Here is a 21,635-nt window from a genome sequence, read left to right as displayed (position 1 = left end):
CGTCGTGCCTTCTCTGTTCCGCCGGGCCCGGTGTCAACCGAGTTCGAGCGTCGCCACCGCATAGAGCAGATCGCCCCCGAAGACCGGCGCGCCGCGATACATGCGCGCGGTCTCGAACCCGGGGGCTAGGCCCAGCTCGCGGCAGATCCCGGTCAGCGTCCGGTCCGAGGCGGGAACGTCGATCGAGACATCGGCCTCGCCCGAGATCGTGGCCGCGGCCTGCAGCAGGTTGCGCGCCTGCACGTCCGAGCGCGCCACCAGCGGACCGACCTTGTAGCCATCGCGGCACCTGCGGATCACCACCATGCCGGTGCCATCGGCGGTCATGAAGCCCTGCCGGCTCGGGGCGGGGCGGAACCACTGGGTCAGGAAGCGCGGCTTGGCAACGCCCGAGGCCACCGCCTCGAGCTCGATCATGCGCCCGATATCGGCGGCATTGGCGGGGCGGGTATCCGCCGCGGCGCCGGAGGTCAGCGGGCCGGTGTGGCGCACGGTGGAGCCGACAAGCTCGAAGCCGCTCTTGATATAGTTCTCCTGCTGCTCGGGCACCCCGTCGAGGCCAACGGTGCGATCCCCGGCATGGGCCATCGCTGTCTGCCAGAGGTCGTAGGCGATGCCGCGGCCCCGCGCCTCGGGGGCGCAGATATAGAGCCCGAGAAAGGCGAAGTCGTCGGTGTGGTTGACCACCGAGATCGCCGCGAGGATGGTCTCGTCCTCGACGGCGACGAAGAAGCCGTCCGGGTCGGCGGCGTGGAACGGGGCGGTATCGTCGAGCCCGGGGTTCCAGCCTTCGGCTGCGGCCCAGTCGAGCACGCGACCGAGATCGGCCTGTGTCATGCGGCGGTGCGTGACGCTCATGCAAGCGCATCCTTCAGTGAGAGTGAGCCCGGAGGCGTCTGGCGCAGGTCGAGCAGCGACAGCAGGTCGACTAGATGACTGGACATCAGTTCTTCGGCGGCAATGCCATCGCCGCGGGCCAGCGCCTCGATCAGCGCGTCGTGAGCGTGGCTTTCGCACAACGCGGTCTGCCGCCGCCAGTAGAGCGCGATCACCAGCGACGAACGCGAGATCAGCTGGCGGATGAAATCCTCGATCGTGTCCTGATCGGCGATGCCGGCGATCTGGATATGGAACGCGCCCGACAGCATCAGCGCGCGGCCGCTGTCGCCCGAACGCATGGCGGCGTGCTCGGCGTCGATATGCGCGCGCAGCCGTGCAATGTCGGCGGGCGTGGCGCGCTCGGCGGCGGAGCGCGCGGTGCGCGGCTCGAGCAGAGCGCGGGCCTCGAACACCTCGCGCGCCTCGCGAATGCTGGGGCTGGCGACAAAGGCGCCGCGGTTGGGCTCGATGGTGACGAGCTGCTCATGCGCCAGCATCTGCAGGGCCGCGCGCGTCGTGGTGCGGCTGACTTCGAAGATGCCGCCGACCTCGTCCTCGCTGAGCTTGGCGCCCGGCGTCAGCCGGTGGGCGTGGATGGCCTCACGGAGCCGGTCGGCGATGTCCTCGGCCCGGCTGCGTCCTGTCGCGCTTTTCGTCTGCTTTGTCACACTCGTTCTCCGATCGCCGGATCGTCCTCCGCAGACCCGGGAACTTCAAGGGGTGAGGATTGAGAACAAGATTGTATACGAAATCAGCCAGAATTTTAAACAATGCCCGCGCTCCCTTGTCGAGAATTGCGGCATTCGAGGTTTCGCGCCCGCCGGTGGGGCGAAGACGCTTTGGGCGGGGCAGGGGAATGGCACAGGCTCAGGGCAACAGCGGAGCGACCATGAAATCAGATCTGGAACTCGTCAACGTCACCAAACGCTACGGCGAGACCGTCGCGGTGAAGTCCATCAACCACCACTTCCGCAGCGGCTCCTATGCCTGCCTGCTGGGGCCCTCGGGCTGCGGCAAGTCGACGACGCTGCGGATGATCGCCGGGCACGAGAGCGTTTCGGACGGCTCCATCGTGCTGGCCGGGCGCGATGTCTCCCACCTGCCGCCGGCCAAGCGCGGCACCGCGATGATGTTCCAGAGCTACGCGCTGTTTCCGCATCTCAGCGTCGCCGACAACGTGTCGTTCAGTCTCAAGATGAAGGGCATCGACGCCGCCAAGCGCCGCGCCCGCGCCATGGAGATGCTCGAGCTTGTCGATATGGCCAAGCTCGGCGACCGGCTTCCGGCGCAGCTTTCGGGCGGGCAGCAGCAGCGCGTGGCGCTGGCCCGCGCCCTGATCACCGAGCCGCAGGTGCTACTGCTCGACGAGCCGCTCTCGGCACTCGACCCGTTCCTGCGCATCCGGATGCGCGCCGAGCTGAAGAAGCTGCAGCGCGAGACCGGCATCACCTTCATCCACGTCACCCACGGGCAGGACGAGGCGCTGGCACTGGCCGACGAGATCGTGGTGATGAACAACGCGGTAATCGAACAGGCCGGCCCCGCGCGCGAGATCTTCGACGCGCCGCGCACCGCCTTCGTGGCGCGGTTCATCGGCGCACATAACGTCATCGCACTGCCCGAGGGCAAGGTGGCGCTGCGCTCGGACGCGATCCAGCTCACCGATGCGCAGGCGGCGCAGCTTTCGGGGCGGATCACCGCCATCGAGTACCAGGGCACGCATGTGGCGCTGACCGCGATGGTCGCGGGCGAGCAGGAGGTCACCGTGCTGCTCACCGACAAGGAATTCTTCGGCGCTCCGAGAGAGACGGGCGAGGCCATCGGTCTCGCGTGGGATGCGCGCTCCGCGCATGCGCTTTCGGCCTGAAGGGCAAGATCATAATAAAACAGGGAGACTGACACATGACCACGATTTCCAAGGTTCGTTACTCGCGACGCTCGCTGCTCAAGACCGGCGGTGCCGCGCTCGCCGCCTCGGCGCTGCCGGCGCCGATGGTCTGGGGGCAGGAGACCAAGAACATCACCCTGCGCCAGTTCGGCACCGGCGTGTCGAACCTCAACGAGGTCGGCCAGAAGGTGAAGGAAGAGCTTGGCTTCACGCTCGAGATGACGGCGCTCGATTCCGACAGCGTGACGCAGCGCGCCGCGACCCAGCCCGACAGCTTCGACATCGCCGATATCGAGTACTGGATCTGCAAGAAGGTCTGGCCGACCGGCAACCTGCAGGCGATGGACACCTCGAAGATCGCCAACTACGACAAGATCGTCGGCATCTTCAAAGACGGCAAGCTGACCCCGGAAAGCGAGATTGCGCAGGGCACCGCGCCGCATACCGTGGGCTTCGTGCCGGAGCAGGGCGCCACAACCTTCGCCGACGAGCCGACCCAGTGGATGACGCTGATCCCGACGATCTACAACGCCGACACGCTGGGCATCCGGCCCGACCTCATCGGCCGCCCGATCAACAACTGGTCCGAGCTTCTGAACCCCGAGTTCAAGGGCAAGGCCTCGATCCTCGACATCTCCTCCATCGGCATCATGGACATGGCGATGGTCTGCGAGTCGATGGGCGAGATCCAGTATGGCGACAAGGGTAACATGACCCGCGAAGAGATCGACGCCACCTTCGCGATCTTCACCGAGGCCAAGCAGAACGGGCAGTTCCGCGCCTTCTGGAAGACCTTCGACGAGAGCGTCAACCTGATGTCGTCGGGCGAGGTGGTGATCCAGTCCATGTGGTCGCCGGCGATCACCGCGGTCAAGTCGCGCGGCATCGACTGCGTCTACCAGCCGCTGGAAGAGGGCTACCGCTCGTGGGGCGGCGGCATCGGCCTGTCGAAATCGCTCTCGGGCATGGAGCTCGACGCGGCCTATGAATACATCAACTGGTATCTTTCCGGCTGGGTCGGCGGCTTCCTGATGCGTCAGGGCTACTACTCGGCGGTGCCGGAAACCTCGAAGGAGCACATGTCCGAGAACGAGTGGGGCTACTGGTTCGAGGGCAAGGAAGCCACCGGCGAGATCACCTCGCCCTTCGGCGACGTGCTGGCGCAGGCCGGCGAGATCCGCGACGGCGGCTCGTTCTACGACCGCATGGGGTCGGTCGCCTGCTGGAACGCCGTGATGGACGAGAACCAGTACATGGTTCGCAAGTGGAACGAGTTCATCTCCTCCTGATCCATCCCAAACCCACGACTTGCCCCGGCCGTCTTCCCTTTCCGGACGGGGCCCTTTGACCCATCGGACATGCGTGATGACGGCTGAGACCGACACCCCCACCGCTTCTTCCGCGGCCCCCGCCGCCCGCGTCGGCCGCAGGCTCCCGGCCGCGATGGTGGCGTGGCTTCAGGCCGCGCCCCTGGCGCTGGTGCTGGGCGCCTTCCTGGTGCTGCCGATCATCATGATCGTCATCGTCAGCTTCTGGGGCGCGACCGAGTACTCGATCTACCCGGCCTTCCAGTTCGACAACTACCAGTTCCTCTTCGGCTCGCCGGTGACCTACAAGGTGTTCTTCAACACCTTCAAATACGCGCTCATCACCTGGGCGGCGACGCTGCTGATCGGCTTCACGGTGGCCTATTTTCTGGCCTTCCACGTGCGCAGTCTGACCTGGCAGGTCGCGCTCTTCCTGCTGTGCACGATCCCGTTCTGGACCTCGAACATCATCCGCATGATCTCGTGGATCCCGTTCCTCGGGCGCAACGGCATCGCCAACTCGACGCTGATCTCATGGGGGGTGATCGACGAGCCGCTCGAGTGGTTGCTGTTCAGCGATTTCAGCGTCATCCTCGCCTTCGTGCATCTTTATACGCTGTTCATGGTGGTGCCGATCTTCAACACCATGATGCGCATCGACCGTTCGCTGATCGAGGCCTCCTATGACGCCGGTGCCACCGGCTGGCAGACGCTCTGGCATGTCATCGTGCCGCTGACCAAGCCCGGCATCATGATCGGCACGATCTTCGTCATCACGCTGGTGATGGGCGACTTCATCACCGTGCGCTTCATGTCGGGCTCGCAATCGGCCAACGTGGGCCGGCTGATCTCCAACGATATCGGTCTGCTGCAATACCCGTCCGCGGCGGCCACGGCGGTGGTGCTTCTGATCACCGTGCTGCTGGTGATCGGCATCCTGCTGCGCTTCGTCAATATCCGGAAGGAGCTCTGAGATGGAACGTCGTCCCCGGTCCTTCTACATCCTCGCGGCGTTCTTCGCGCTGTTCATCCTGTTCCTCTACGGCCCCACCATCACCATCGCGATCCTGAGCTTTCAGGGCCCGCAGGGCGGCCTCACCTTCCCGATGCAGGGCACGTCGCTGCACTGGTTCCGCGACCTGTTCCAGGAGCAGGCGGTGGGCGACATCTGGGGATCGTTCCGGCGCAGCTTCGTGCTTGGACTGATGGTCATGGTGACCACGGTGGTGGTCTCGGTCATGGGCGGGCTCGCCTTCCGCAAGCGCTTTGCCGGCTCGGCGGTGCTGTTCTACCTGATCATCACGGCGCTGGTGATCCCGTCGATCCTGGTCTCGCTCGGCGTCGGGCTGATCTTCGGCCAGGCCGGCCTCAAGGTGCACTGGGCCAGCTCGGGCTTCGGTGCGCAGCTCACCTGGACGCTGCCCTTCGGGTTGCTGATCATGTTCGCCGTGTTCAACCGCTTCGACAAATCCTTCGAGGAGGCGGCGCGCGATCAGGGCGCCAGCGCCTGGCAGACCATCCGTCACGTGGTGCTGCCGATCATCGCGCCCTCGTTGATCGGCGTCGCGCTGTTCGGCTTCACGCTGAGCTACGACGAGTTCGCCCGCACGCTGCTGACCGCCGGCAGCTACAACACCCTGCCGCTCGAGATCTTCGGCATGACCACCAACGTCACCACGCCGGTGATCTTCGCGCTGGGCACGCTGACCACCGCTTTCTCGCTGGTCGTCATCGGGGCCTTCCTGCTCACCGTCTGGCTGATGGGCCGCCGCCGTGCGCGGCAGGGCTCGGACGCGGGCAAGGGCATGGTCTGAGGGCATGTCGTTCGTTTTCGTCAATCCCAACAGCACCGAGGCGATGACCAAGACCATCGTCGCGGCGGCCCGTGCCGCGGCACCTGGGCTGCACATCACCGGGCGCACCTCGTACGCTGGCCCGCCTGCGATCCAGGGCGCCGCCGATGGCGAGGCGGCAACCCCGCCGCTGCTTGCGGTGGTCGACGCGCTGGGCGCCGAGGGCGCCGACGGCGTGGCGATCGGCTGTTTCGACGACACCGGCCTCGACGTGGCGGCGCGGCGGGCCCGCTGTCCGGTCATCGGGATCGGGCAGGCGGCGTTTCACCTTGCGGCCCTGCGCAGCTGGCGCTTCAGCGTGGTCACCACGCTGCCGGTCTCGCTGCCGGTGATCGAGGGCAATATCGCGCGCTACGGGCTTGCCGAACACTGCGCGAAGGTGCGCGCCTCGGGGGTGCCGGTGCTGGCGCTGGAGAGCGACCCCGACGCCGCGCTCACCCGGATCGTCGAGGAGGCGCAGCGCGCCGAGGCCGAGGACGGGGTCGATTGCGTCATCCTCGGCTGTGCTGGCATGTCGGCCCTGACGCGGCGCGCCCGCGCGGCGCTTGGCTGTCCGGTGATCGACCCGGTCGAAGCGGCGGCGCGCTGTTTCCGCTTTATCGCCTGAACGCGCAATGGTTCAGCAATAGCGGCGCGCGTAACTGACCAGAAGCCATTTGTGCAGCGGTTTCAGAAGCAGGTCGTCCATGCCGAACCGCGTCCAGTCGCCTTTGTCGAGAAACGCCATATGCGAGGTGATCCCCACCACCCCGCAGGACACGGATTGGGTCAGTTTCTTGAAATCCTGCGCGTAATCGAGCCCACATTCGCCATACGGAAACCGGAGGTCGAGGAGGATCAATCCGAACGCCCTCGGGTTTCGCGCGCAAAGCGCCAGCCCCTCTTCTGGAAAGGTCACGGCGCGGGCATCGAATTCCTCTTCTTTCAGGTGTTTCTGAACAGAAAACCGCGTCCATTCGTCATCGTCCACGATCAGGACGGTCTTCCTCAACGAGCTAGCATCGCTCGAGGATAGGTGTCTCGTCGTCAACATGTCTTGCCCCCGATACCGGCCGGACCTGCGGATCGCGGCCGCCCGTGTTTATTAATCGCGCAGCATTCGCGCTAAGGTTGACATCCAAAATTCGGGCTAACGAATTCAGATAAAGCCGCTGATAAAATCTGCATAATTTTTCGGATTGGTATATTTTTTCGTCCGTGGGATGTTCTGGAAAGCGAGAGCATAAGTCAACTCCCTGTTGAGTGTGTTTGGTGGTCGTCAATACATGTATTGGATATATGGCGAGAATTCATCGATTTTATCCAAGATTCCGGCATTGTCGGATGAGAGGGCACTTGAAAAGCGCGTTCCTCCTGTCCACAGTCCGAAGTTTGGGGAGCTTCTGTAATGGTGAAATTTGTATCTTGTCGAGACGAAACTCCTGCGCCAGCAAGTGCGATTGCGGCGGTCGAAGCGATCGAGGCAATCGGAGCTTTCGAACATCAGGAGTGTGCGCTCGTCGTGGTCGCGGCGAACGGCCCCTTCGGGGTGCATTCAGGGATCACGGCGCTGGCCGCGTCACCGGCTGAACCGGGTCGGCCCCTGGTTCCGCGCGCGCCGCTGTTCTGTCAGGACTGCGAGAGGCGTGCCGAACGCGCCGGCGCACCGCTGAACTGGCACGAGTTCTGCGAGGGAGCGCTGGCCGCGCCCGGTCGGGGCCACGTCCCTCCTGCCGGACAGAACCCGGTCCTGAACCGAGTGCCTCGATCGGCGCCGCTCCGCGACGGCCTCCCCCCGGCCGGAGCGTCGGACTTGGACGGGGTTAGAGATATGCCGCTCGCGACCGCCGCGGGCGGGCCCGGTGGCGCCTCTGTGCCGCCGGGGGGCGCGGGCGACGACCTGACACGCGATGTGCTATCGCATTTCGAATGCATGATCGAAGCCGGGCTGGCGGGCATCTGGGACTGGCATGTGCAGGACAATGCAGCCTTCATGAGCCCGCGCCTCGAGGAGATGCTCGGGTTCGCGGCGGGCGAGCTCGGGACCAGCCCCGCCACCTGGCGCCAGAGGGTGCACCCCGAGGACCTGCCCTGCCTGCAGCAGGCGTTTCGCGCCCATGTCGAGAGCCATGGCGCCAAGCCGTTCGACCTCGAGCTGCGCTACCTGCGCAAGGACGGCGCGACGGTCTGGGGCCATTGCCGCGGGCGGGTGGTCGCGTGGCGCGGCGCCACGCCGGTGCGGATGATGGGCATCCTGAGCGATGTCACCGAGCTGCGCCGGCGCGAGGCCGCGCTGGACGAGATCCGGGATCTCGCCCTGATGGCCGCGCATGACCTGATGGCGCCGGCGAACACCATCGCCGGGGGGCTGTCGATGCTGCAGAGCGCGCTTGGCGGGGCCATCGACGACGAGGCGCGGCAGATCTTCGGCATGGCCGGCCGCGCCGTCGACCAGTTGCGCGCGCGGATCAGCGCCGTGGTCGACCTTTTCCGCATCGAGAGCACCGAGGTGGCGTTCGAGCCCGTCGATCTCGAGACCTGCTTTCGCGATGCCAGCGTCTGGCTGTGCGACGAGGTTGCGCGCTGCGATGGCGAGATCCGGCTCGACCCACTGCCGCGCGCGTCCGGCGCGGCGGTGCTGATCGGTCAGCTGGCCCAGAACCTGCTGAGCAATGCGCTGAAGTATCGCCACCCGGAGCGCCGGCCCATCGTGCGCGTCGATGCGTTCGACGCCGGGCCGGACATGGTCGGCATCCGGGTCAGCGACAACGGTCTCGGCATCCCGCCGGAGCAGCGCGAACGGGTGTTCGAACTGTTCCACCGGTTGCGCGAGGACACCGCGCTCGCCGGCAGCGGGCTGGGCCTGACGCTCTGCGAGCGGGTCGTGTCGCAGCATGGCGGGCGCATCTGGGTCGAGGATGCCGATCTTGGCGGTGCGGCGCTTCTCTTCACCCTGCCGCGCGGGGGCTAGGGCAGGGGGCATTCGGCCGATCGCGCGCGGTGGGCAGGCGGCAGCACAGGCGTCGGGCGCAGGCCTCACCTCTGAGACCTCGCACGGCCCACCTCAACAGGGCCATCCCGGAGGGCACATCCCGGCGCGCCCCGGACCAACACCCCGTAGCCGTCGACCGCCCGGTCAGACGCTTCGCCTCATCACCCCACACCACGCCTCGCTCTTCTTTGGTTCAAAAATACCTCGGGGGAGTCGCAGCTTGCTGCGACGGGGGCAGCGCCCCCACTCTCCGGTTTGTCCGCCTTGGCACGATGGTGGGCAGCGCCGCCGGCGCCTCAGCCAATACCAGCGCACGGGATCTGTGCAGCGGCGGGTCCGGGCCGTGCCGGGGGAAGCGGCACGCTTTACAAGGGCCTGTATCCAAGCTCTTCTGCCCCCGATCCCAGAGGCAGCAGCACGGGCGGACCGCTCCCATGGCCATCACGGCAAGCATTCACCACCTGACGCATTACAAGTACGACCGTCCGGTCACGCTCGGCCCGCAACTGATCCGGCTGCGGCCGGCGCCGCATTCGCGCACGCGGGTGATCTCGCATTCGCTCAAGGTCGGGCCCGAGGGGCATTTCGTGAACCACCAGCAGGATCCCTACGGCAACTGGCTGGCGCGCTACGTGTTCCCCGAGCCTGTGACCGAGTTCAGGATCGAGGTCGATCTCGTCGCCGACATGACGGTCTACAACCCGTTCGACTTCTTCGTCGATGAAGAGGCGCAGACGTGGCCCTTCGAATACCCCGACGAGTTCCGCAACGACCTGCGCATCTACGCCCGCCCCGACGAGGTTGGCCCGCATCTTGCCGCCTACATGCAAAGCATCCCGCGCGAGCCGGTCAACACGGTCAACTTCCTTGTCGACATCAACGCCAGGCTGCAGACGCATATCGATTACATCGTGCGCATGGAGCCCGGGGTGCAGACCCCGGAAGAGACGCTGCAGCACAAGCGCGGGTCGTGCCGGGACAGCTCGTGGCTGCTGGTGCAGATCCTGCGCAATCTCGGCTTCGCGGCGCGGTTCTGCTCGGGCTACCTGATCCAGCTGAAGCCCGACCTGCAGGCGCTCGACGGTCCCTCGGGCACCGATCACGATTTCACCGACCTGCACGCCTGGTGCGAGGTGTTCCTGCCCGGGGCCGGCTGGATCGGGCTCGACCCGACCTCGGGCCTTCTGACCGGCGAAAGCCACATACCGCTGGCCGCGACGCCGCATTACCGCAACGCCGCCCCGATCACCGGTGGCTTCTCGGCGGTGGGCAACCCGCATGTGGACTTCGATTTCGACATGCAGGTCACCCGCGTGGCCGAACATCCGCGCATCACCAAGCCGTTCTCCGACGAGGCATGGCAGGCGCTCGATGCGCTGGGCGAAACGGTCGATGCCGCAATCGCCGAACAGGACATGCGGCTGACCATGGGCGGCGAGCCGACCTTCGTCAGCATCGACGATTTCGAGAGCGCCGAGTGGAACACCGCCGCCGTGGGTCCGACCAAGCGCGACCGCGCCGACACCCTGATCCGGCGCCTGCGCGAGCGCTTCGCGCCGGGCGGGTTCCTGCATTACGGGCAGGGCAAGTGGTATCCCGGAGAGACGCTGCCACGCTGGACCTTCTCGCTCTACTGGCGCCGCGACGGGCTGCCGATCTGGAAGAACCCCGATCTGGTCGCGAAGGAGACCGCGACGGGCGCCGATGCGGCGCAGGCCGACCGGTTCATGTCGGCCTTTGCGAAGAACCTGGGGCTCGAGGCCGACTATGTGCGTCCGACCTACGAGGACCCGGTCGAGTGGATCCTCAGGGAGGCGGATCTGCCGGCCAACGTCACCCCCGAGGACAGCAAGCTCAAGGACCCCGAAACCCGGGCGCGCATCGCCAAGGTGTTCTCGCGCGGGCTCGAGACGGCGGCGGGCTACGTGCTGCCGATCCAGCGCTGGCAGTCGAAGGCGCAGCCCGTGACGCGCTGGCGCTCGGAGCATTGGACGACCCGGCGCGGGCACCTGTTCCTGATCCCCGGCGACAGCCCGGTGGGCTTCCGCCTGCCACTGGGCGCGCTGCCCTATATCGCGCCGTCGGCCTATCCCTATGTCTATCCGACCGATCCCTCGGTGCCGGTCACGCCGCTGCCAGATGTCCATGCCGAGCGCGAGGAACAGCGCCGCGCCCTGATGGACGAGCTCGAGCGCATCGCGCGGGACGAGGCGAAGATGGCCGAGGAGGAGGCCGCGGTCCTGCCGGAGGTGACGCCGGGCCACGAACAGCCGGTCTCGGAGGCGCGCGCCGCCGGGCGGCGGCAGAGGGTCATGGAGCAGGGCGTCGATCCCGAGGGCGGGCAGGTGCGCACCGCCATCGCCATCGAGCCGCGCGACGGGCGCCTGTGCCTGTTCATGCCACCGGTGGAGGCTCTGGAGGATTACCTCGAACTGCTCGCCACCGCCGAGGAGACCGCCGCGCAGCTTGGCCTGCCGATCCATATCGAGGGCTACACCCCGCCGCATGACAGCCGCATGAACGTGATCCGCGTGGCGCCCGATCCGGGGGTGATCGAGGTCAACATCCATCCCGCCCACAGCTGGGAGGAGTGCAAGGAGATCACCGAGGCGGTCTACGAGGAGGCCCGCCAGAGCCGTCTTGGCGCCGACAAGTTCATGATCGACGGCAAGCATACCGGCACGGGGGGCGGCAACCACGTGGTGGTGGGCGGCGCAACGACGCTCGACAGCCCGTTCCTGCGCCGGCCCGACCTGATGCGCTCGCTGATCCTCTACTGGCTGCAGCACCCATCGCTGAGCTACCTGTTCTCGGGGCTGTTCATCGGCCCGACCAGCCAGGCCCCGCGCATCGACGAGGCCCGGCATGACAGCCTCTACGAGCTCGAGATCGCGCTGTCGCATTTCCCCGGGCCGGAAGAGGGCGCGCCGCCGCAGCCATGGCTGACCGACCGGCTGCTGCGCAACATGCTGATCGACGTGACCGGCAACACCCACCGCGCCGAGATCTGCATCGACAAGCTGTTCTCGCCCGACGGGCCGACGGGTCGCCTTGGCCTCGTCGAGTTCCGCGGCTTCGAGATGCCGCCCGATGCCAGAATGAGCCTCGCTCAGCAGGTGCTGATCCGCGCCTTGCTGTCGCGGTTCTGGAAGGCCCCGGTGCAGGGCCGTCCGGTGCGTTGGGGAACCACGCTGCATGACCGCTTCATGCTGCCCTATTTCGTCTGGGAGGATTTCCTCGAGGTGCTGCGCGATCTCAAGGGCCACGGCTTCGCGTTCCGCTCGGAGTGGTACGAGGCGCAGAAGGAGTTCCGCTTCCCCTTCGCGGGCGAGGTCGAGTACGAGGGCGTGCACCTGCAGCTCAATCAGGCGCTCGAGCCGTGGCACGTGCTGGGCGAGCGCGGCGCCATCGGCGGCACCGTGCGCTACACCGACAGCTCGGTCGAGCGGATGCAGGTGCAGCTCACCGCGATGGACCCGGACCGCTACATCGTCACCTGCAACAAGCGGCCGGTGCCGCTGGCAGGGACCAAGGCCAGCGGCGTGAAGGTCGGCGGCGTGCGCTTCAAGGCGTGGCAGCCGGCCGAGGCGCTGCACCCAACGTTGCCGGTCAACGCGCCTCTGGTGTTCGACATCTTCGACACCTGGACCGGCCGGGCGCTGGGCGGCTGCACCTATCACGTGGCGCATCCGGGCGGGCGCAACTACGACACCTTCCCGGTCAACACCAACGAGGCCGACGCGCGGCGCCTTGCGCGATTCGAGAAGATGGGTCATACCCCCGGCTCCTATTGGCCGGCACCCGAGCATCCGCATCCGGAGTTTCCGATGACGCTCGATCTGCGCCGGATGCCCGGCCTCTGAGCAGTTTGCAGGATGGGGTGATCTCCATGACGCCGGAGCAGATGACGCGCTTCCTTTCCGGCTACGCCCCGATCGAGGGCGTGGCCGACGAGCTGAAACGCGCTGACGGCTCGATGCGCCCGGTGTGGGATCCGTTGATGCGTCATCTCGCCGGGCAAAGCGCCGAGACGCTGGCCCGCGCCTTCGCCCGTGGCGATCAGTACCTGCACGACACTGGCGTCTATTTCCGCCAGCACAGCGGCACGGGCATGGACGCGGAGACCGGCTCGTTGATGCGCGGCTGGCCGCTGAGTCACGTGCCGGTGGTCATCGCCGAGGCCGAATGGGCGGCGCTCGCCGACGGCATCGCGCAGCGCGCCGAGCTGCTCGAGCGGGTGATGGCCGATCTCTACGGGCCCGGCGACCTCGTGCGGGACGGCTTCCTGCCCGCCGATCTGGTGGCGCAGAATCCTGAATGGCTGCGCCCGGTGGTCGGGATGAAACCGCGCTCGGGGCACTACCTGCACTTCCTCGCCTTCGAGCTTGGCCGCTCGCCCGACGGCAGCTGGTTCGTGCTCGGCGACCGCACTCAGGCGCCCTCGGGGGCGGGGTTCGCGCTGGAAAACCGGATGGCCTCGACGCGGATCTTCCACGACCTGTTCCAGACCACCAATATCGAGCGCCTCGCCGGCTTCTTCCGCAGCTTCCGCGACGCGATGAACGGGCTGCGCGGCGACGGCGAGGGGCGGGTCGGCATCCTGACGCCCGGCCAGCACACCGACACCTATTACGAACACGCCTATATCGCCCGCTACCTCGGCTTTTCGCTGCTGGAATGCGAGGATCTCACGGTGCAAGACGGACGCCTCGCGGTGCGCACCATCAATGGCCCTGAGCCGGTGGGCGTGCTCTGGCGGCGCCTCGACTCGCGCTTCGCCGACCCGCTCGAGCTTGACGAGACCTCGGCGCTTGGCACGCCCGGCATGGTGGCGGCGCTGCGGGCGGGGGCGATGGACATGGTCAACTGCCTCGGCTCGGGCGTGCTCGAGAGCCGGGCGCTGATGGCCTTCTTGCCGCGCATCGCGCGCCACCTGATCGGCGCGCCGCTGCGCCTGCCCAACATCGCCACGTGGTGGTGCGGTCAGGAGACCGAGAAAAGCTACGTGAAGGCCAATCTCGAGCGCATGATGATCGGCTCGGCGCAATCGACCAAGCTGCCCTTCGACATCGAGGCGAACACCGCCGTGGCCGGCAGGTTTCCCTGCGGGGCCGACGGGTCGGTGTCGGACTGGATCGAGCGCGAGGGCGCGCAGCTGGTGGGGCAGGAGGCGGTGACGCTGTCCACCACGCCCGCGATGATCGACGGCAAGCTGGTGCCGCGCCCCATGGTGGTGCGTGTGTTCGCGGCGCGCACCCCCAATGGCTGGGCGGTGATGCCCGGCGGCTACGCCCGGATCGGGCGCGGCGGCGATCCCACGACGCTCGGGATGCAGGCCGGCGGCTCGGTGGCGGATGTATGGATCATGGCCGACCAGCCGGTGGTGCAGGACACGCTCGCCCGCGCGCAGAGCGGTCCGTTCCTGCGTCGTCTTCCGGGGCTTCTCCCGGCGCGGGCGGCAGACAATCTCTACTGGCTCGGGCGCTATGTCGAGCGCGCGGAGGGCAGCGTGCGGGTGCTGCGCGCCTACCATCTGCGGCTCGAGGAATACGGCCGGCGCACCGTGCCGCTGGTCGACCGCCTTGGCCGGTTCCTCGAAAGCTACGGCGTCGACACGCGCGAGCCGGTGCCAGAGGCGCTGCTGAGCCATCTCGACGCGGCGTTGACCTGCGCCAGCAAGGTGCGCGACCGCTTCTCCACCGACGGCTGGACCGCCCTCAACGATCTCGCCGACAGCGCCCGCGAGCTGTCGGAGCGCGTCGCGCCGGGGGACGATGCCGCCCGCGCCATGAGCGTGCTGCTGCGCAAGACCGCGGGCTTCTCGGGCCTCGTGCACGAGAACATGTTCCGCTTCCTCGGCTGGCGCTTCCTGTCGCTCGGGCGGGCGCTCGAGCGGGCCGACCACATGGCCTCGGTTTTGGCGAGCTTTGCCATGGCCGAGGGACTTGACGGCGGGCTCGATGCCACGGTCGAGATCGGCGACAGCGTGATGACCCACCGCCGCCGCTATTCGGTCGAGACCTCCCGCGACACGGTGATCGACATGCTGGCGCTCGACCGCGACAACCCGCGCTCGATCCTGTTCCAGATCGACCGGGTGCGCGAGGACGAGAGCAAGCTGGCCGAACTGTCCGGGGCCCAGGGCGTGGGCGAGGCCGGGCGCAAGATCCTGATGCTGCAGACCGCCTTGGCGGTGGCCACGCCCGAACAGATCACCGCGCGGCGCCTGTCGCGCACCCGCCGCGAGCTTGCGGCAATCTCGGAAGCGCTCACCGCGCAGTACCTGAGCTGACGCCCATGAGCCAGACATACGACATCACCCTGCGCATCGCCTACCGCTACCAGAACCCGGCGGCGGCCAGCCGCACGCTGCTGCGGATGCTGCCCCGCACCCTGCCGGACCAGCAGCTACTCTACGGCACGGTGACCACCGACCCGGCCCCGGATCATCGCATCGACGAGCTCGATTTCTTCGGCAACCCCTGCACCGAGCTGGCGCATGGGCGCCGGCTGTCGGAGATCGACTTTCTGTTCAAGGGGCGGGTGCTGCGCTACGAGCCGGCGCACGGGCTGGATCTGTCCTGCGCGCTCGAGGACGTGCCGCGCGAGGTGGCGCAGATCCACAGCATCGCGCCGGAAAGCCCGCACCACTTCGTCGGCGCCTCGCCGCGGCTGCGCCCCGAGCCCGAGATCGCCGCCTTCGCGCGGGACTGCGTGGCGCCGGGGCTGTCGGCGCTGGCGGCGGTCGACGCGGTGAGCGCGGCGCTGCACGACGCCTTTGCCTTCGATCCCGGCGCCACCGAGGTCACCACCACGCCGATCGAGGCCTTCCGCGCCCGTCGCGGCGTCTGTCAGGATATCAGCCACGTGATGATCACCGGGCTGCGCGCCCTGGGCATCCCCGCGGGCTACGTCTCGGGCTTTCTGCGCACGACCCCGCCGGAAGGACAAAAGCGGCTCGAGGGGGCCGACGCCATGCACGCCTGGGTGCGGGCCTGGTGCGGCGCAGAGGCGGGCTGGGTTGCCTTCGATCCCACCAACGCCATCCGCGCCGGCAGTGATCACGTCGCCGTGGCCTTCGGTCGCGACTATTCCGACGTGGCGCCGGTCAAGGGCTCGCTGCGCTCCTCGGGCTCGCACCGGACGACCCATCACGTCGACGTCGTGCCGGTCTGAGCGCGTTTACCATTGCGTAAGCGATATGCGGCTAAGCTTCGATCGTTGCGCCTCCGGCCCTGCCGGGCGTGGCGCAACACGGCAAGATGGCAAGCCGGCAGTACAACAAGACGGCAAGATGGCATGGCGGACCCGCAGACATGAGACGCATCGACGAGAAACTCGCCAAGATCACGGCCGAGGATTATAGCAGTGGGGACTTCATCATCACCTTCGCCAAGGATGCCGATCTGCTGCGCGGCTGTTCGGCGACCGGGCGCGACGGGCTGGGGCGGCCGCGCCCGCTGGCCGCCTACCGGGCCGACGTGCGACGGGTGATCGAAAGCGACCTTGCCGATATCGTGCTGACCTCGCTCTCCACTGCCGAGATGCTGGCGGAATCCGGCGTCTATGCCCGCGCCACCGCCACGCCGGCGGTGCGGCTCAACGATCCGACGGACGTGTGGCGCGTGCGCGGCGGCACCTACCCGGCCCATCCGGCGCTGCCGTTCCGCTCCGCCCGGCTCGACGCGGTCAAGCCGGTGGCCAATCTCGGGCTTTACGGCATGACCTTCTACAACAGTCCCGAACACGATCATGCCACGCTCACCGCCTATTGCGAGTTTCGCGACATCGCCAGCAAGGTCGCGATCCGGCATTTCCTGCAGGTCTCGGACCCGAAGATGAAGATCGACACCGGCGATGCCGAGTATGCCGCCTTCCGCAATGACATCCTGATCCGAAGCCTCGCCGGGGTCGCCCGCCGCGAGCGGCCGATCTTCATCGAGGTCGATTACCACGGCCCCGCCGCCACCGAGGAGCTGGCCGGCTGGCATCCCTCGCGCATCGTCATCGGCATCACCGGCTGCCCGAACGGCACCACCCGCGATTGCCTCGAGCGGCTGGCGCAGGCCGAGCGCCACGGCGCCCGGCTGGCAAGCTTCAGCCGCGAGAGCTTCAGTTGCGAGGATCCGGTGCTGATGCTGGTCGCGATGCGCCGGGTGATCCGCGACGGCATGTCCTCGCGCGAGGCGGTGCGCGCCTATCACGACGATCTCAAGGCGGCGGGGCTGCAGCCCAACCGCCCGCTGCAGGAGGATGTCGAGCTGACCTCTCCGATGCTCAAGGCGCATTCCCAGGAAGCCGCCTGACCGCTTTTGCCTTTTCGCCGCCGCGGCTTGGGTGCATGACGGGCGGGTCGGTGAGGCAAGCAAGGGGCGGGCATTGGAACAGACGTTGGCTTTCTGGATCGCGGCCGGGGCGGCGACGTTCTTTGTCGGCATGTCGAAGGGCGGCTTGCCGATGATGGCGATGATGGGCGTGCCGATCCTGTCGATCTTCATCGCCCCCGCCGCAGCCGCGGGCCTGCTGCTGCCGATGTACATCCTCGCCGATGTCTACGCGGTCTGGCTGTTTCGCGGGCACTATTCCGCGCGCAACCTGAAGATCCTGATCCCGGCGGCCGCCATCGGCATCTTCGTCGCCTTCCTGCTGGTCTCGCGTGTGCCGGTCGAGGCAACCAAGCTCGTGGTGGCGCTGATCGGGCTCGGCTATCTTGCCGATGCGCTGCGCAAGCGGCTGGCGGGCGATGTCGCCGCCCGCCCGGCGGACGTGCCGCGCGGGCTGTTCTGGGGCGCGCTGGCGGGGTTCACCAGCTATATCAGCCATGCCGGCGGGCCGCCGTTTCAGGCCTATACCCTGCCGCAAAAGATGCCCAAGATGACCTTCGCGGGCACCGCCACCATCACCTTCGCCTGCATCAACTGGATGAAGCTGCCGCCCTACATCCTTGCCGGGCAGGTCTCGTGGGAGAGCCTCAGGCAGATCGCGGTGCTTGCACCGCTGGCGCTCATCGGCGCGTGGTCGGGCTATCGCGTCACCCGCTGGCTGCCGGAACGCGCCTTCTTCGCGCTGGTCAACGTGGCGCTGGGGCTGCTCTGCCTCAAGCTGCTGGCCGAGGTCGGGCAGGCGTGGTGGCCCTGAGGCGCGCCGCCCGGCGGCCTTGAACCGGGGCGGCGCGGCGCGTACCTGTCGCCCCAAGAAGGAGCGCTGCCCATGACATCACCCGACTGGATCGCCGCCGAACACCGCGAGGGCCGCCTGCGCCTCTGGCAGATGGCCGAGGATGGGACCGTTCTGGCGCAGAGTGCGTGCATTGCGGACGCGGGCGAGGATCTCTCGCGCACGCTGAGCCACGCGCTGCCGGGCCTCGCGCCGGGCACGCAGGCGGTGCTCAGCGGTGCGGCGACGCTGCCCTTCGCCGCCGTGCCCTGCGCCCCGCCAACGCTGGCGCAGGCGCAGCGCGACGGCGATCTGCACCGCCTTCCCGGCATCGCACAGGAGCGCCCGGTCGACGTGCTGCACGGCGAAGAGACCCGCGTGGCCGGCTTTCTCGCGCTCAATCCGCGCTTCGACGGCGTGATCTGCCTGCCCGGGGCGCAGAGCCGCTGGGTGCATGTGAGCGCGGGCGAGATCGTCAGCTTTCGCAGTTTTCTGACCGGCACGCTGTTTGACCTGCTGGGCGCGCCCGAGGCGCTTGGTGTCGACGCGCCCGCCGCCTTCGACGAGGAGGCGCTGCTGCAGGCGGCGGATCAGGCGATGGGCCGCCCGGCCAATTTCGCCGGCGAACTTGCGGTGATCCGCGCCGAGCGCCAGCTCAGCGGTCTTTCCGACAGCCTCGCCGCCTCGCGCGCCATGGGGCTTCTCGTGGGCATGGAGCTGGCCGCGGCCAAGCCCTATTGGCTGGGCCAGAGCGTCGCTATCGTCGCCGAGGGCAATGCCGCCCAGCCCTACCGCCTGGCGCTCGAGGCGCAGGCTGTGCCGGTGGTCGTGGCCGACGGTGCGCGCATGGCGCTCGAGGGGCTGAAGGCGGCGCGCAAGGGCTGACCCCTGCGTGATCCCGTGGCGGCGCCGCGTGCGAGGCGCTAGGCTGCTGCCAAAGCAAGGAGATCTGCCGATGTCGCAAGAGTCCGAGATCCGCCCCGGAGAAACCACCGTCGAGCTGCCGCCCGCGGATGACGCGCGGTTGCGCTTCATCGGGCGCATCCGCACACCGTTCCTGACGCGCGCCGACTGTCCGCGGCAGCGCGATCCGGAGGAGGGGCCCGAGTGCCGGGTCGAGCTCGATCCTTGGTTTGAGCCGGCGCTGGCGGGGATCGACGGCAAGGACTGGCTGGAGCTGCTTTACTGGCTCGACCGCTCGCGTCGCGACCTGCTCACCCAGCGCCCGCGCGGCAGCGACGGGCCGCGCGGCACCTTCAGCCTGCGCTCGCCGCAGCGCCCCAACCCGATCGGCAGCTCGATGGTCCGGCTCGTGCGCCGCGACGGGCCGGTGCTGGTGGTACGCGGGCTCGACTGTCTCGATGGAACGCCGCTGCTCGACCTCAAGCCGGCGCGCTGCGATCAGGGGCGGCAGAAGCGTGCCGAGGACGCGCAGGGCTGGTGATTTACATTCTGCCCGGTTTGCGGGCATTTCCCGCCATGTCGCCTGCTCCGTGCGCATTCCAATGCACCGCGAAGGGCGGGCCGCGGCACAGGGCGGCGTGGCTGCTTGTCCTTCCCTCATCGGCTGGCAAGGGTGCCTGCCGCAGGAGGGCCGCACCATCCCATATGATCAGCCGCAGATGACCGCGCCGGCCGCCAGTGCCGCGCAGCGCGCGAGGGGAAAGGCCCGCCTTGGCGCCCGCCTGCGCAACGGTCGCACGGCGATCTCGGACCTGCACATGTCGGGAAGCGCCAAGCTGCTGTTTCCGCGCCCGAAGGATGCGCTGCAGGCGGTGTATCTCAACAGCTCGGGCGGGGTTACCGGCGGCGATGCCTTCGAGGTCGAGGCGTACGCCGAGCCGGGCGCGCATCTGGTGATGACCACGCAGGCCGCCGAGCGTGTCTACCGCGCGCTGCCCGCCGAGACCGGCCGGGTCGAGACCCGGCTCACGCTCGGGGCGGGGGCGCGGCTCGACTGGCTGCCACAGGAGACCATCCTGTTCGAAGGCGGTGCGCTCGACAGGCGGCTGAGCATCGACATGGCCGGTGACGCGAGGCTGACCGCCTGCGAGGCGCTGGTGTTCGGCCGTCACGCCATGGGCGAGGTGCTGCACGACCTGCGCCTGCGCGACCGCATCGACCTGCGCATCGACGGCCGGCTGGCCTTTGCCGACCGGCTGCACCTGCAAGACGACGCCGCCGGGACGCTTGCGCACCCGGCGATCGCGAACGGGGCTGGGGCGGTGGCGACGGTGATCCATGCCGCCCCCGGAGCGGCCACGCTGCGCGATCCGCTGCGCGAGATGCTGCCGGAGACGGCGGGGCTCTCGGCGCTGTCGGCGGAACTTCTGGTCCTCCGTGTGGTTTCCGTTGACGGCTACACATTGCGGGGCCACCTTGCCCCCGTCCTGCGCCGCCTGAGCGGCGCAGAACTTCCACGACCCTGGATGATCTGACCCATGCAATTGACCCCCCGCGAAAAGGACAAGCTGCTTGTCGCAATGGCCGCCGAGGTGGCGCGCAAACGCCTCGCCCGCGGTGTGAAGCTGAACTACCCGGAAGCCGTGGCGCTGATCACCGACGCCGTGGTCGAAGGCGCGCGCGATGGCCGCTCGGTCGCCGACATGATGGAGGCCGGCGCCAAGGTCATCACCGCAGAGCAGTGCATGGATGGCATCCCCGACATGATCCACGAAGTGCAGGTCGAGGCCACCTTTCCGGACGGCACCAAGCTGGTCACCGTCCACAACCCGATCCGCTGACCGTCCCTCAGAAGGATACGCCGATGAAATACGCACTTCCCCTCGTCCTCGTCCTCGTCGCCAGCCCGGCCCTCGCGCACGCCGGTGACGGGCTGCAGTTCACCCCAAATGTCGGGGCGGCATGGCTTCTGGCCTTCGCGCTCCTCGGGGTCGCGGCAATGGGCGCGCGGATGGCCCCGGCGCGCCTGCGGAGCCGCAAATGATCCCCGGCGAGCTGTTCCCCGCCGAGGGGGAGCTGACCCTCAACGCGGATCGCGAGGCGATCACGCTGATGGTGGCCAATACCGGCGACCGCCCCGTGCAGGTGGGCTCGCACTACCATTTCGCCGAGACCAACCCGGCGCTCGACTTCGACCGGCAGGCCGCGCGCGGCCACCGGCTCGACATCGCGGCGGGCACCGCCGTCCGCTTCGAGCCGGGCCAGCGTCGCGAGGTCAACCTGATCCCGATCTCGGGCGCGCGGAAGATCTATGGCTTCAACCAGAAGATCATGGGAGCGCTCTGAGATGTTCGCCCAGATGCTGGCGTGGCAGCGCAGCGCCCTGAAGGTCGCCTCCCTGGCCGCCGAAGCGCAGCAGGTCATGGCGTACCGGACGCTCGGCATGGCCGGGCTGTGGTCGGTCGATCCGTCCGAGAACGTGCGCATGGTCGCGGAAAAGAGCCCCGCGCTGATGCAGAGCTGGTGGAGTGCCAGCCGCGCCGTCATGGGCGGCGCCGCGCCCGAGCGGGTCGTCCTCGCCTGGGCCGGGCCGCTGGAGCGCAAGGCGCGGTCGAACCGCAAACGGCTCGCCAAGCGCGGGCCGAAGACAGGTTTCAAGTCCTGAACGACGCATCGAT

The 21,635-nt window shown here is 68.1% G+C and carries 21 protein-coding genes; 18 read left to right on the top strand and 3 right to left on the bottom strand.

Features of this window, described 5'->3' with window-relative positions; all coding sequences use genetic code 11:
* Window positions 1-33: 33 nt before the first annotated feature.
* Window positions 34-858, bottom strand: a complete 825-nt coding sequence (locus LCM15_RS05180) for a GNAT family N-acetyltransferase (protein WP_224853851.1) — start codon at window positions 856-858, stop codon at window positions 34-36.
* The gene (locus LCM15_RS05175; RefSeq protein ID WP_224853849.1) at window positions 855-1,547 is read right to left on the bottom strand and encodes a GntR family transcriptional regulator; all 693 of its coding nucleotides are present in this window, start codon (window positions 1,545-1,547) and stop codon (window positions 855-857) included. Before LCM15_RS05175 ends, LCM15_RS05180 begins: the two co-directional genes overlap by 4 nt.
* Window positions 1,548-1,768: 221 nt before the next feature.
* Here LCM15_RS05175 and LCM15_RS05170 point away from each other — a divergent pair, with 221 nt between their 5' ends.
* The 5 genes from LCM15_RS05170 to LCM15_RS05150 all read left to right on the top strand — a co-directional run bounded on the left by LCM15_RS05170 (window position 1,769) and on the right by LCM15_RS05150 (window position 6,534).
* The gene (locus LCM15_RS05170) at window positions 1,769-2,746 is read left to right on the top strand and encodes an ABC transporter ATP-binding protein (RefSeq protein ID WP_224853846.1); all 978 of its coding nucleotides are present in this window, start codon (window positions 1,769-1,771) and stop codon (window positions 2,744-2,746) included.
* Between the two features lie 44 nt (window positions 2,747-2,790).
* Window positions 2,791-4,056 (top strand): ABC transporter substrate-binding protein, encoded by a 1,266-nt coding sequence (locus LCM15_RS05165; RefSeq protein ID WP_224854584.1) that lies wholly within the window; start codon window positions 2,791-2,793, stop codon window positions 4,054-4,056.
* A gap of 154 nt (window positions 4,057-4,210) precedes the next feature.
* Complete coding sequence (locus LCM15_RS05160; protein WP_224854581.1) at window positions 4,211-5,047, top strand: ABC transporter permease; 837 nt, start codon at window positions 4,211-4,213, stop codon at window positions 5,045-5,047.
* A 1-nt stretch (window position 5,048) separates the two neighbouring features.
* Window positions 5,049-5,888, top strand: a complete 840-nt coding sequence (locus LCM15_RS05155) for an ABC transporter permease (RefSeq protein ID WP_224853843.1) — start codon at window positions 5,049-5,051, stop codon at window positions 5,886-5,888.
* Between the two features lie 4 nt (window positions 5,889-5,892).
* The gene (locus LCM15_RS05150) at window positions 5,893-6,534 is read left to right on the top strand and encodes an aspartate/glutamate racemase family protein (RefSeq protein WP_224853841.1); all 642 of its coding nucleotides are present in this window, start codon (window positions 5,893-5,895) and stop codon (window positions 6,532-6,534) included.
* Between the two features lie 12 nt (window positions 6,535-6,546).
* Here the strand turns inward: LCM15_RS05150 and LCM15_RS05145 are convergent, their stop codons facing one another.
* Window positions 6,547-6,897 carry a response regulator gene (locus LCM15_RS05145; protein WP_318246057.1) on the bottom strand — a complete coding sequence of 117 codons (351 nt, stop codon included), beginning with the start codon at window positions 6,895-6,897 and terminating at the stop codon, window positions 6,547-6,549.
* An 840-nt stretch (window positions 6,898-7,737) separates the two neighbouring features.
* On the opposite strand from LCM15_RS05145, the gene LCM15_RS05140 reads away from it, so the two are divergent.
* The 13 genes from LCM15_RS05140 (at window position 7,738) to LCM15_RS05080 (ending at window position 21,622) form a co-directional block, all read left to right on the top strand.
* On the top strand, window positions 7,738-8,877 hold the full coding sequence (locus LCM15_RS05140; protein ID WP_224853837.1) for a sensor histidine kinase: 1,140 nt from the start codon (window positions 7,738-7,740) through the stop codon (window positions 8,875-8,877).
* A 455-nt stretch (window positions 8,878-9,332) separates the two neighbouring features.
* On the top strand, window positions 9,333-12,761 hold the full coding sequence (locus tag LCM15_RS05135) for a DUF2126 domain-containing protein (protein WP_224853835.1): 3,429 nt from the start codon (window positions 9,333-9,335) through the stop codon (window positions 12,759-12,761).
* A 41-nt stretch (window positions 12,762-12,802) separates the two neighbouring features.
* Window positions 12,803-15,190 (top strand): circularly permuted type 2 ATP-grasp protein, encoded by a 2,388-nt coding sequence (locus tag LCM15_RS05130; protein WP_224853833.1) that lies wholly within the window; start codon window positions 12,803-12,805, stop codon window positions 15,188-15,190.
* 5 nt (window positions 15,191-15,195) lie between these two features.
* On the top strand, window positions 15,196-16,074 hold the full coding sequence (locus tag LCM15_RS05125) for a transglutaminase family protein (RefSeq protein ID WP_224853831.1): 879 nt from the start codon (window positions 15,196-15,198) through the stop codon (window positions 16,072-16,074).
* 140 nt (window positions 16,075-16,214) lie between these two features.
* A complete protein-coding gene (locus LCM15_RS05120) occupies window positions 16,215-17,204 on the top strand; it encodes a hypothetical protein (protein ID WP_224853829.1) in 990 nt (329 codons plus the stop codon).
* 73 nt (window positions 17,205-17,277) lie between these two features.
* Complete coding sequence (locus tag LCM15_RS05115) at window positions 17,278-18,036, top strand: sulfite exporter TauE/SafE family protein (RefSeq protein WP_224853826.1); 759 nt, start codon at window positions 17,278-17,280, stop codon at window positions 18,034-18,036.
* 72 nt (window positions 18,037-18,108) lie between these two features.
* Window positions 18,109-18,939 carry a 2-dehydro-3-deoxygalactonokinase gene (locus LCM15_RS05110; protein WP_224853823.1) on the top strand — a complete coding sequence of 277 codons (831 nt, stop codon included), beginning with the start codon at window positions 18,109-18,111 and terminating at the stop codon, window positions 18,937-18,939.
* 70 nt (window positions 18,940-19,009) lie between these two features.
* On the top strand, window positions 19,010-19,498 hold the full coding sequence (locus tag LCM15_RS05105; protein WP_224853819.1) for an SAM-dependent methyltransferase: 489 nt from the start codon (window positions 19,010-19,012) through the stop codon (window positions 19,496-19,498).
* Window positions 19,499-19,676: 178 nt separating this feature from the next.
* Window positions 19,677-20,492, top strand: a complete 816-nt coding sequence (locus LCM15_RS05100) for an urease accessory protein UreD (RefSeq protein ID WP_224853816.1) — start codon at window positions 19,677-19,679, stop codon at window positions 20,490-20,492.
* A gap of 3 nt (window positions 20,493-20,495) precedes the next feature.
* Window positions 20,496-20,798 (top strand): urease subunit gamma, encoded by a 303-nt coding sequence (locus LCM15_RS05095; protein WP_224853813.1) that lies wholly within the window; start codon window positions 20,496-20,498, stop codon window positions 20,796-20,798.
* A 23-nt stretch (window positions 20,799-20,821) separates the two neighbouring features.
* Complete coding sequence (locus LCM15_RS05090) at window positions 20,822-21,001, top strand: hypothetical protein (RefSeq protein ID WP_224853810.1); 180 nt, start codon at window positions 20,822-20,824, stop codon at window positions 20,999-21,001.
* On the top strand, window positions 20,998-21,303 hold the full coding sequence (locus LCM15_RS05085; RefSeq protein WP_224853807.1) for an urease subunit beta: 306 nt from the start codon (window positions 20,998-21,000) through the stop codon (window positions 21,301-21,303). The genes LCM15_RS05090 and LCM15_RS05085 overlap by 4 nt, the downstream gene beginning before the upstream one ends.
* A 1-nt stretch (window position 21,304) precedes the next feature.
* Window positions 21,305-21,622, top strand: coding sequence for an antifreeze protein (locus tag LCM15_RS05080; RefSeq protein ID WP_224853793.1), 318 nt, complete (start codon window positions 21,305-21,307; stop codon window positions 21,620-21,622).
* The last annotated feature ends 13 nt before the right edge of the window (window positions 21,623-21,635 follow it).

The organism is Salipiger bermudensis, from assembly GCF_020171625.1.
Taxonomy (GTDB): domain Bacteria; phylum Pseudomonadota; class Alphaproteobacteria; order Rhodobacterales; family Rhodobacteraceae; genus Salipiger; species Salipiger bermudensis_B.
Note: the sequence above shows the minus strand (reverse complement) of the source record. Positions and strands in the feature narration are given on the sequence as shown.

Coding starts and splice junctions, on each gene's coding strand:
- LCM15_RS05180 (WP_224853851.1), bottom strand. CDS start 858: ATGAGCGTCACGCACCGCCGCATGACACAGGCCGATCTCGGTCGCGTG.
- LCM15_RS05170 (WP_224853846.1), top strand. CDS start 1,769: ATGAAATCAGATCTGGAACTCGTCAACGTCACCAAACGCTACGGCGAG.
- LCM15_RS05160 (WP_224854581.1), top strand. CDS start 4,211: ATGGTGGCGTGGCTTCAGGCCGCGCCCCTGGCGCTGGTGCTGGGCGCC.
- LCM15_RS05155 (WP_224853843.1), top strand. CDS start 5,049: ATGGAACGTCGTCCCCGGTCCTTCTACATCCTCGCGGCGTTCTTCGCG.
- LCM15_RS05150 (WP_224853841.1), top strand. CDS start 5,893: ATGTCGTTCGTTTTCGTCAATCCCAACAGCACCGAGGCGATGACCAAG.
- LCM15_RS05140 (WP_224853837.1), top strand. CDS start 7,738: ATGCCGCTCGCGACCGCCGCGGGCGGGCCCGGTGGCGCCTCTGTGCCG.
- LCM15_RS05135 (WP_224853835.1), top strand. CDS start 9,333: ATGGCCATCACGGCAAGCATTCACCACCTGACGCATTACAAGTACGAC.
- LCM15_RS05130 (WP_224853833.1), top strand. CDS start 12,803: ATGACGCGCTTCCTTTCCGGCTACGCCCCGATCGAGGGCGTGGCCGAC.
- LCM15_RS05125 (WP_224853831.1), top strand. CDS start 15,196: ATGAGCCAGACATACGACATCACCCTGCGCATCGCCTACCGCTACCAG.
- LCM15_RS05120 (WP_224853829.1), top strand. CDS start 16,215: ATGAGACGCATCGACGAGAAACTCGCCAAGATCACGGCCGAGGATTAT.
- LCM15_RS05110 (WP_224853823.1), top strand. CDS start 18,109: ATGACATCACCCGACTGGATCGCCGCCGAACACCGCGAGGGCCGCCTG.
- LCM15_RS05105 (WP_224853819.1), top strand. CDS start 19,010: ATGTCGCAAGAGTCCGAGATCCGCCCCGGAGAAACCACCGTCGAGCTG.
- LCM15_RS05100 (WP_224853816.1), top strand. CDS start 19,677: ATGACCGCGCCGGCCGCCAGTGCCGCGCAGCGCGCGAGGGGAAAGGCC.
- LCM15_RS05095 (WP_224853813.1), top strand. CDS start 20,496: ATGCAATTGACCCCCCGCGAAAAGGACAAGCTGCTTGTCGCAATGGCC.
- LCM15_RS05090 (WP_224853810.1), top strand. CDS start 20,822: ATGAAATACGCACTTCCCCTCGTCCTCGTCCTCGTCGCCAGCCCGGCC.
- LCM15_RS05085 (WP_224853807.1), top strand. CDS start 20,998: ATGATCCCCGGCGAGCTGTTCCCCGCCGAGGGGGAGCTGACCCTCAAC.
- LCM15_RS05080 (WP_224853793.1), top strand. CDS start 21,305: ATGTTCGCCCAGATGCTGGCGTGGCAGCGCAGCGCCCTGAAGGTCGCC.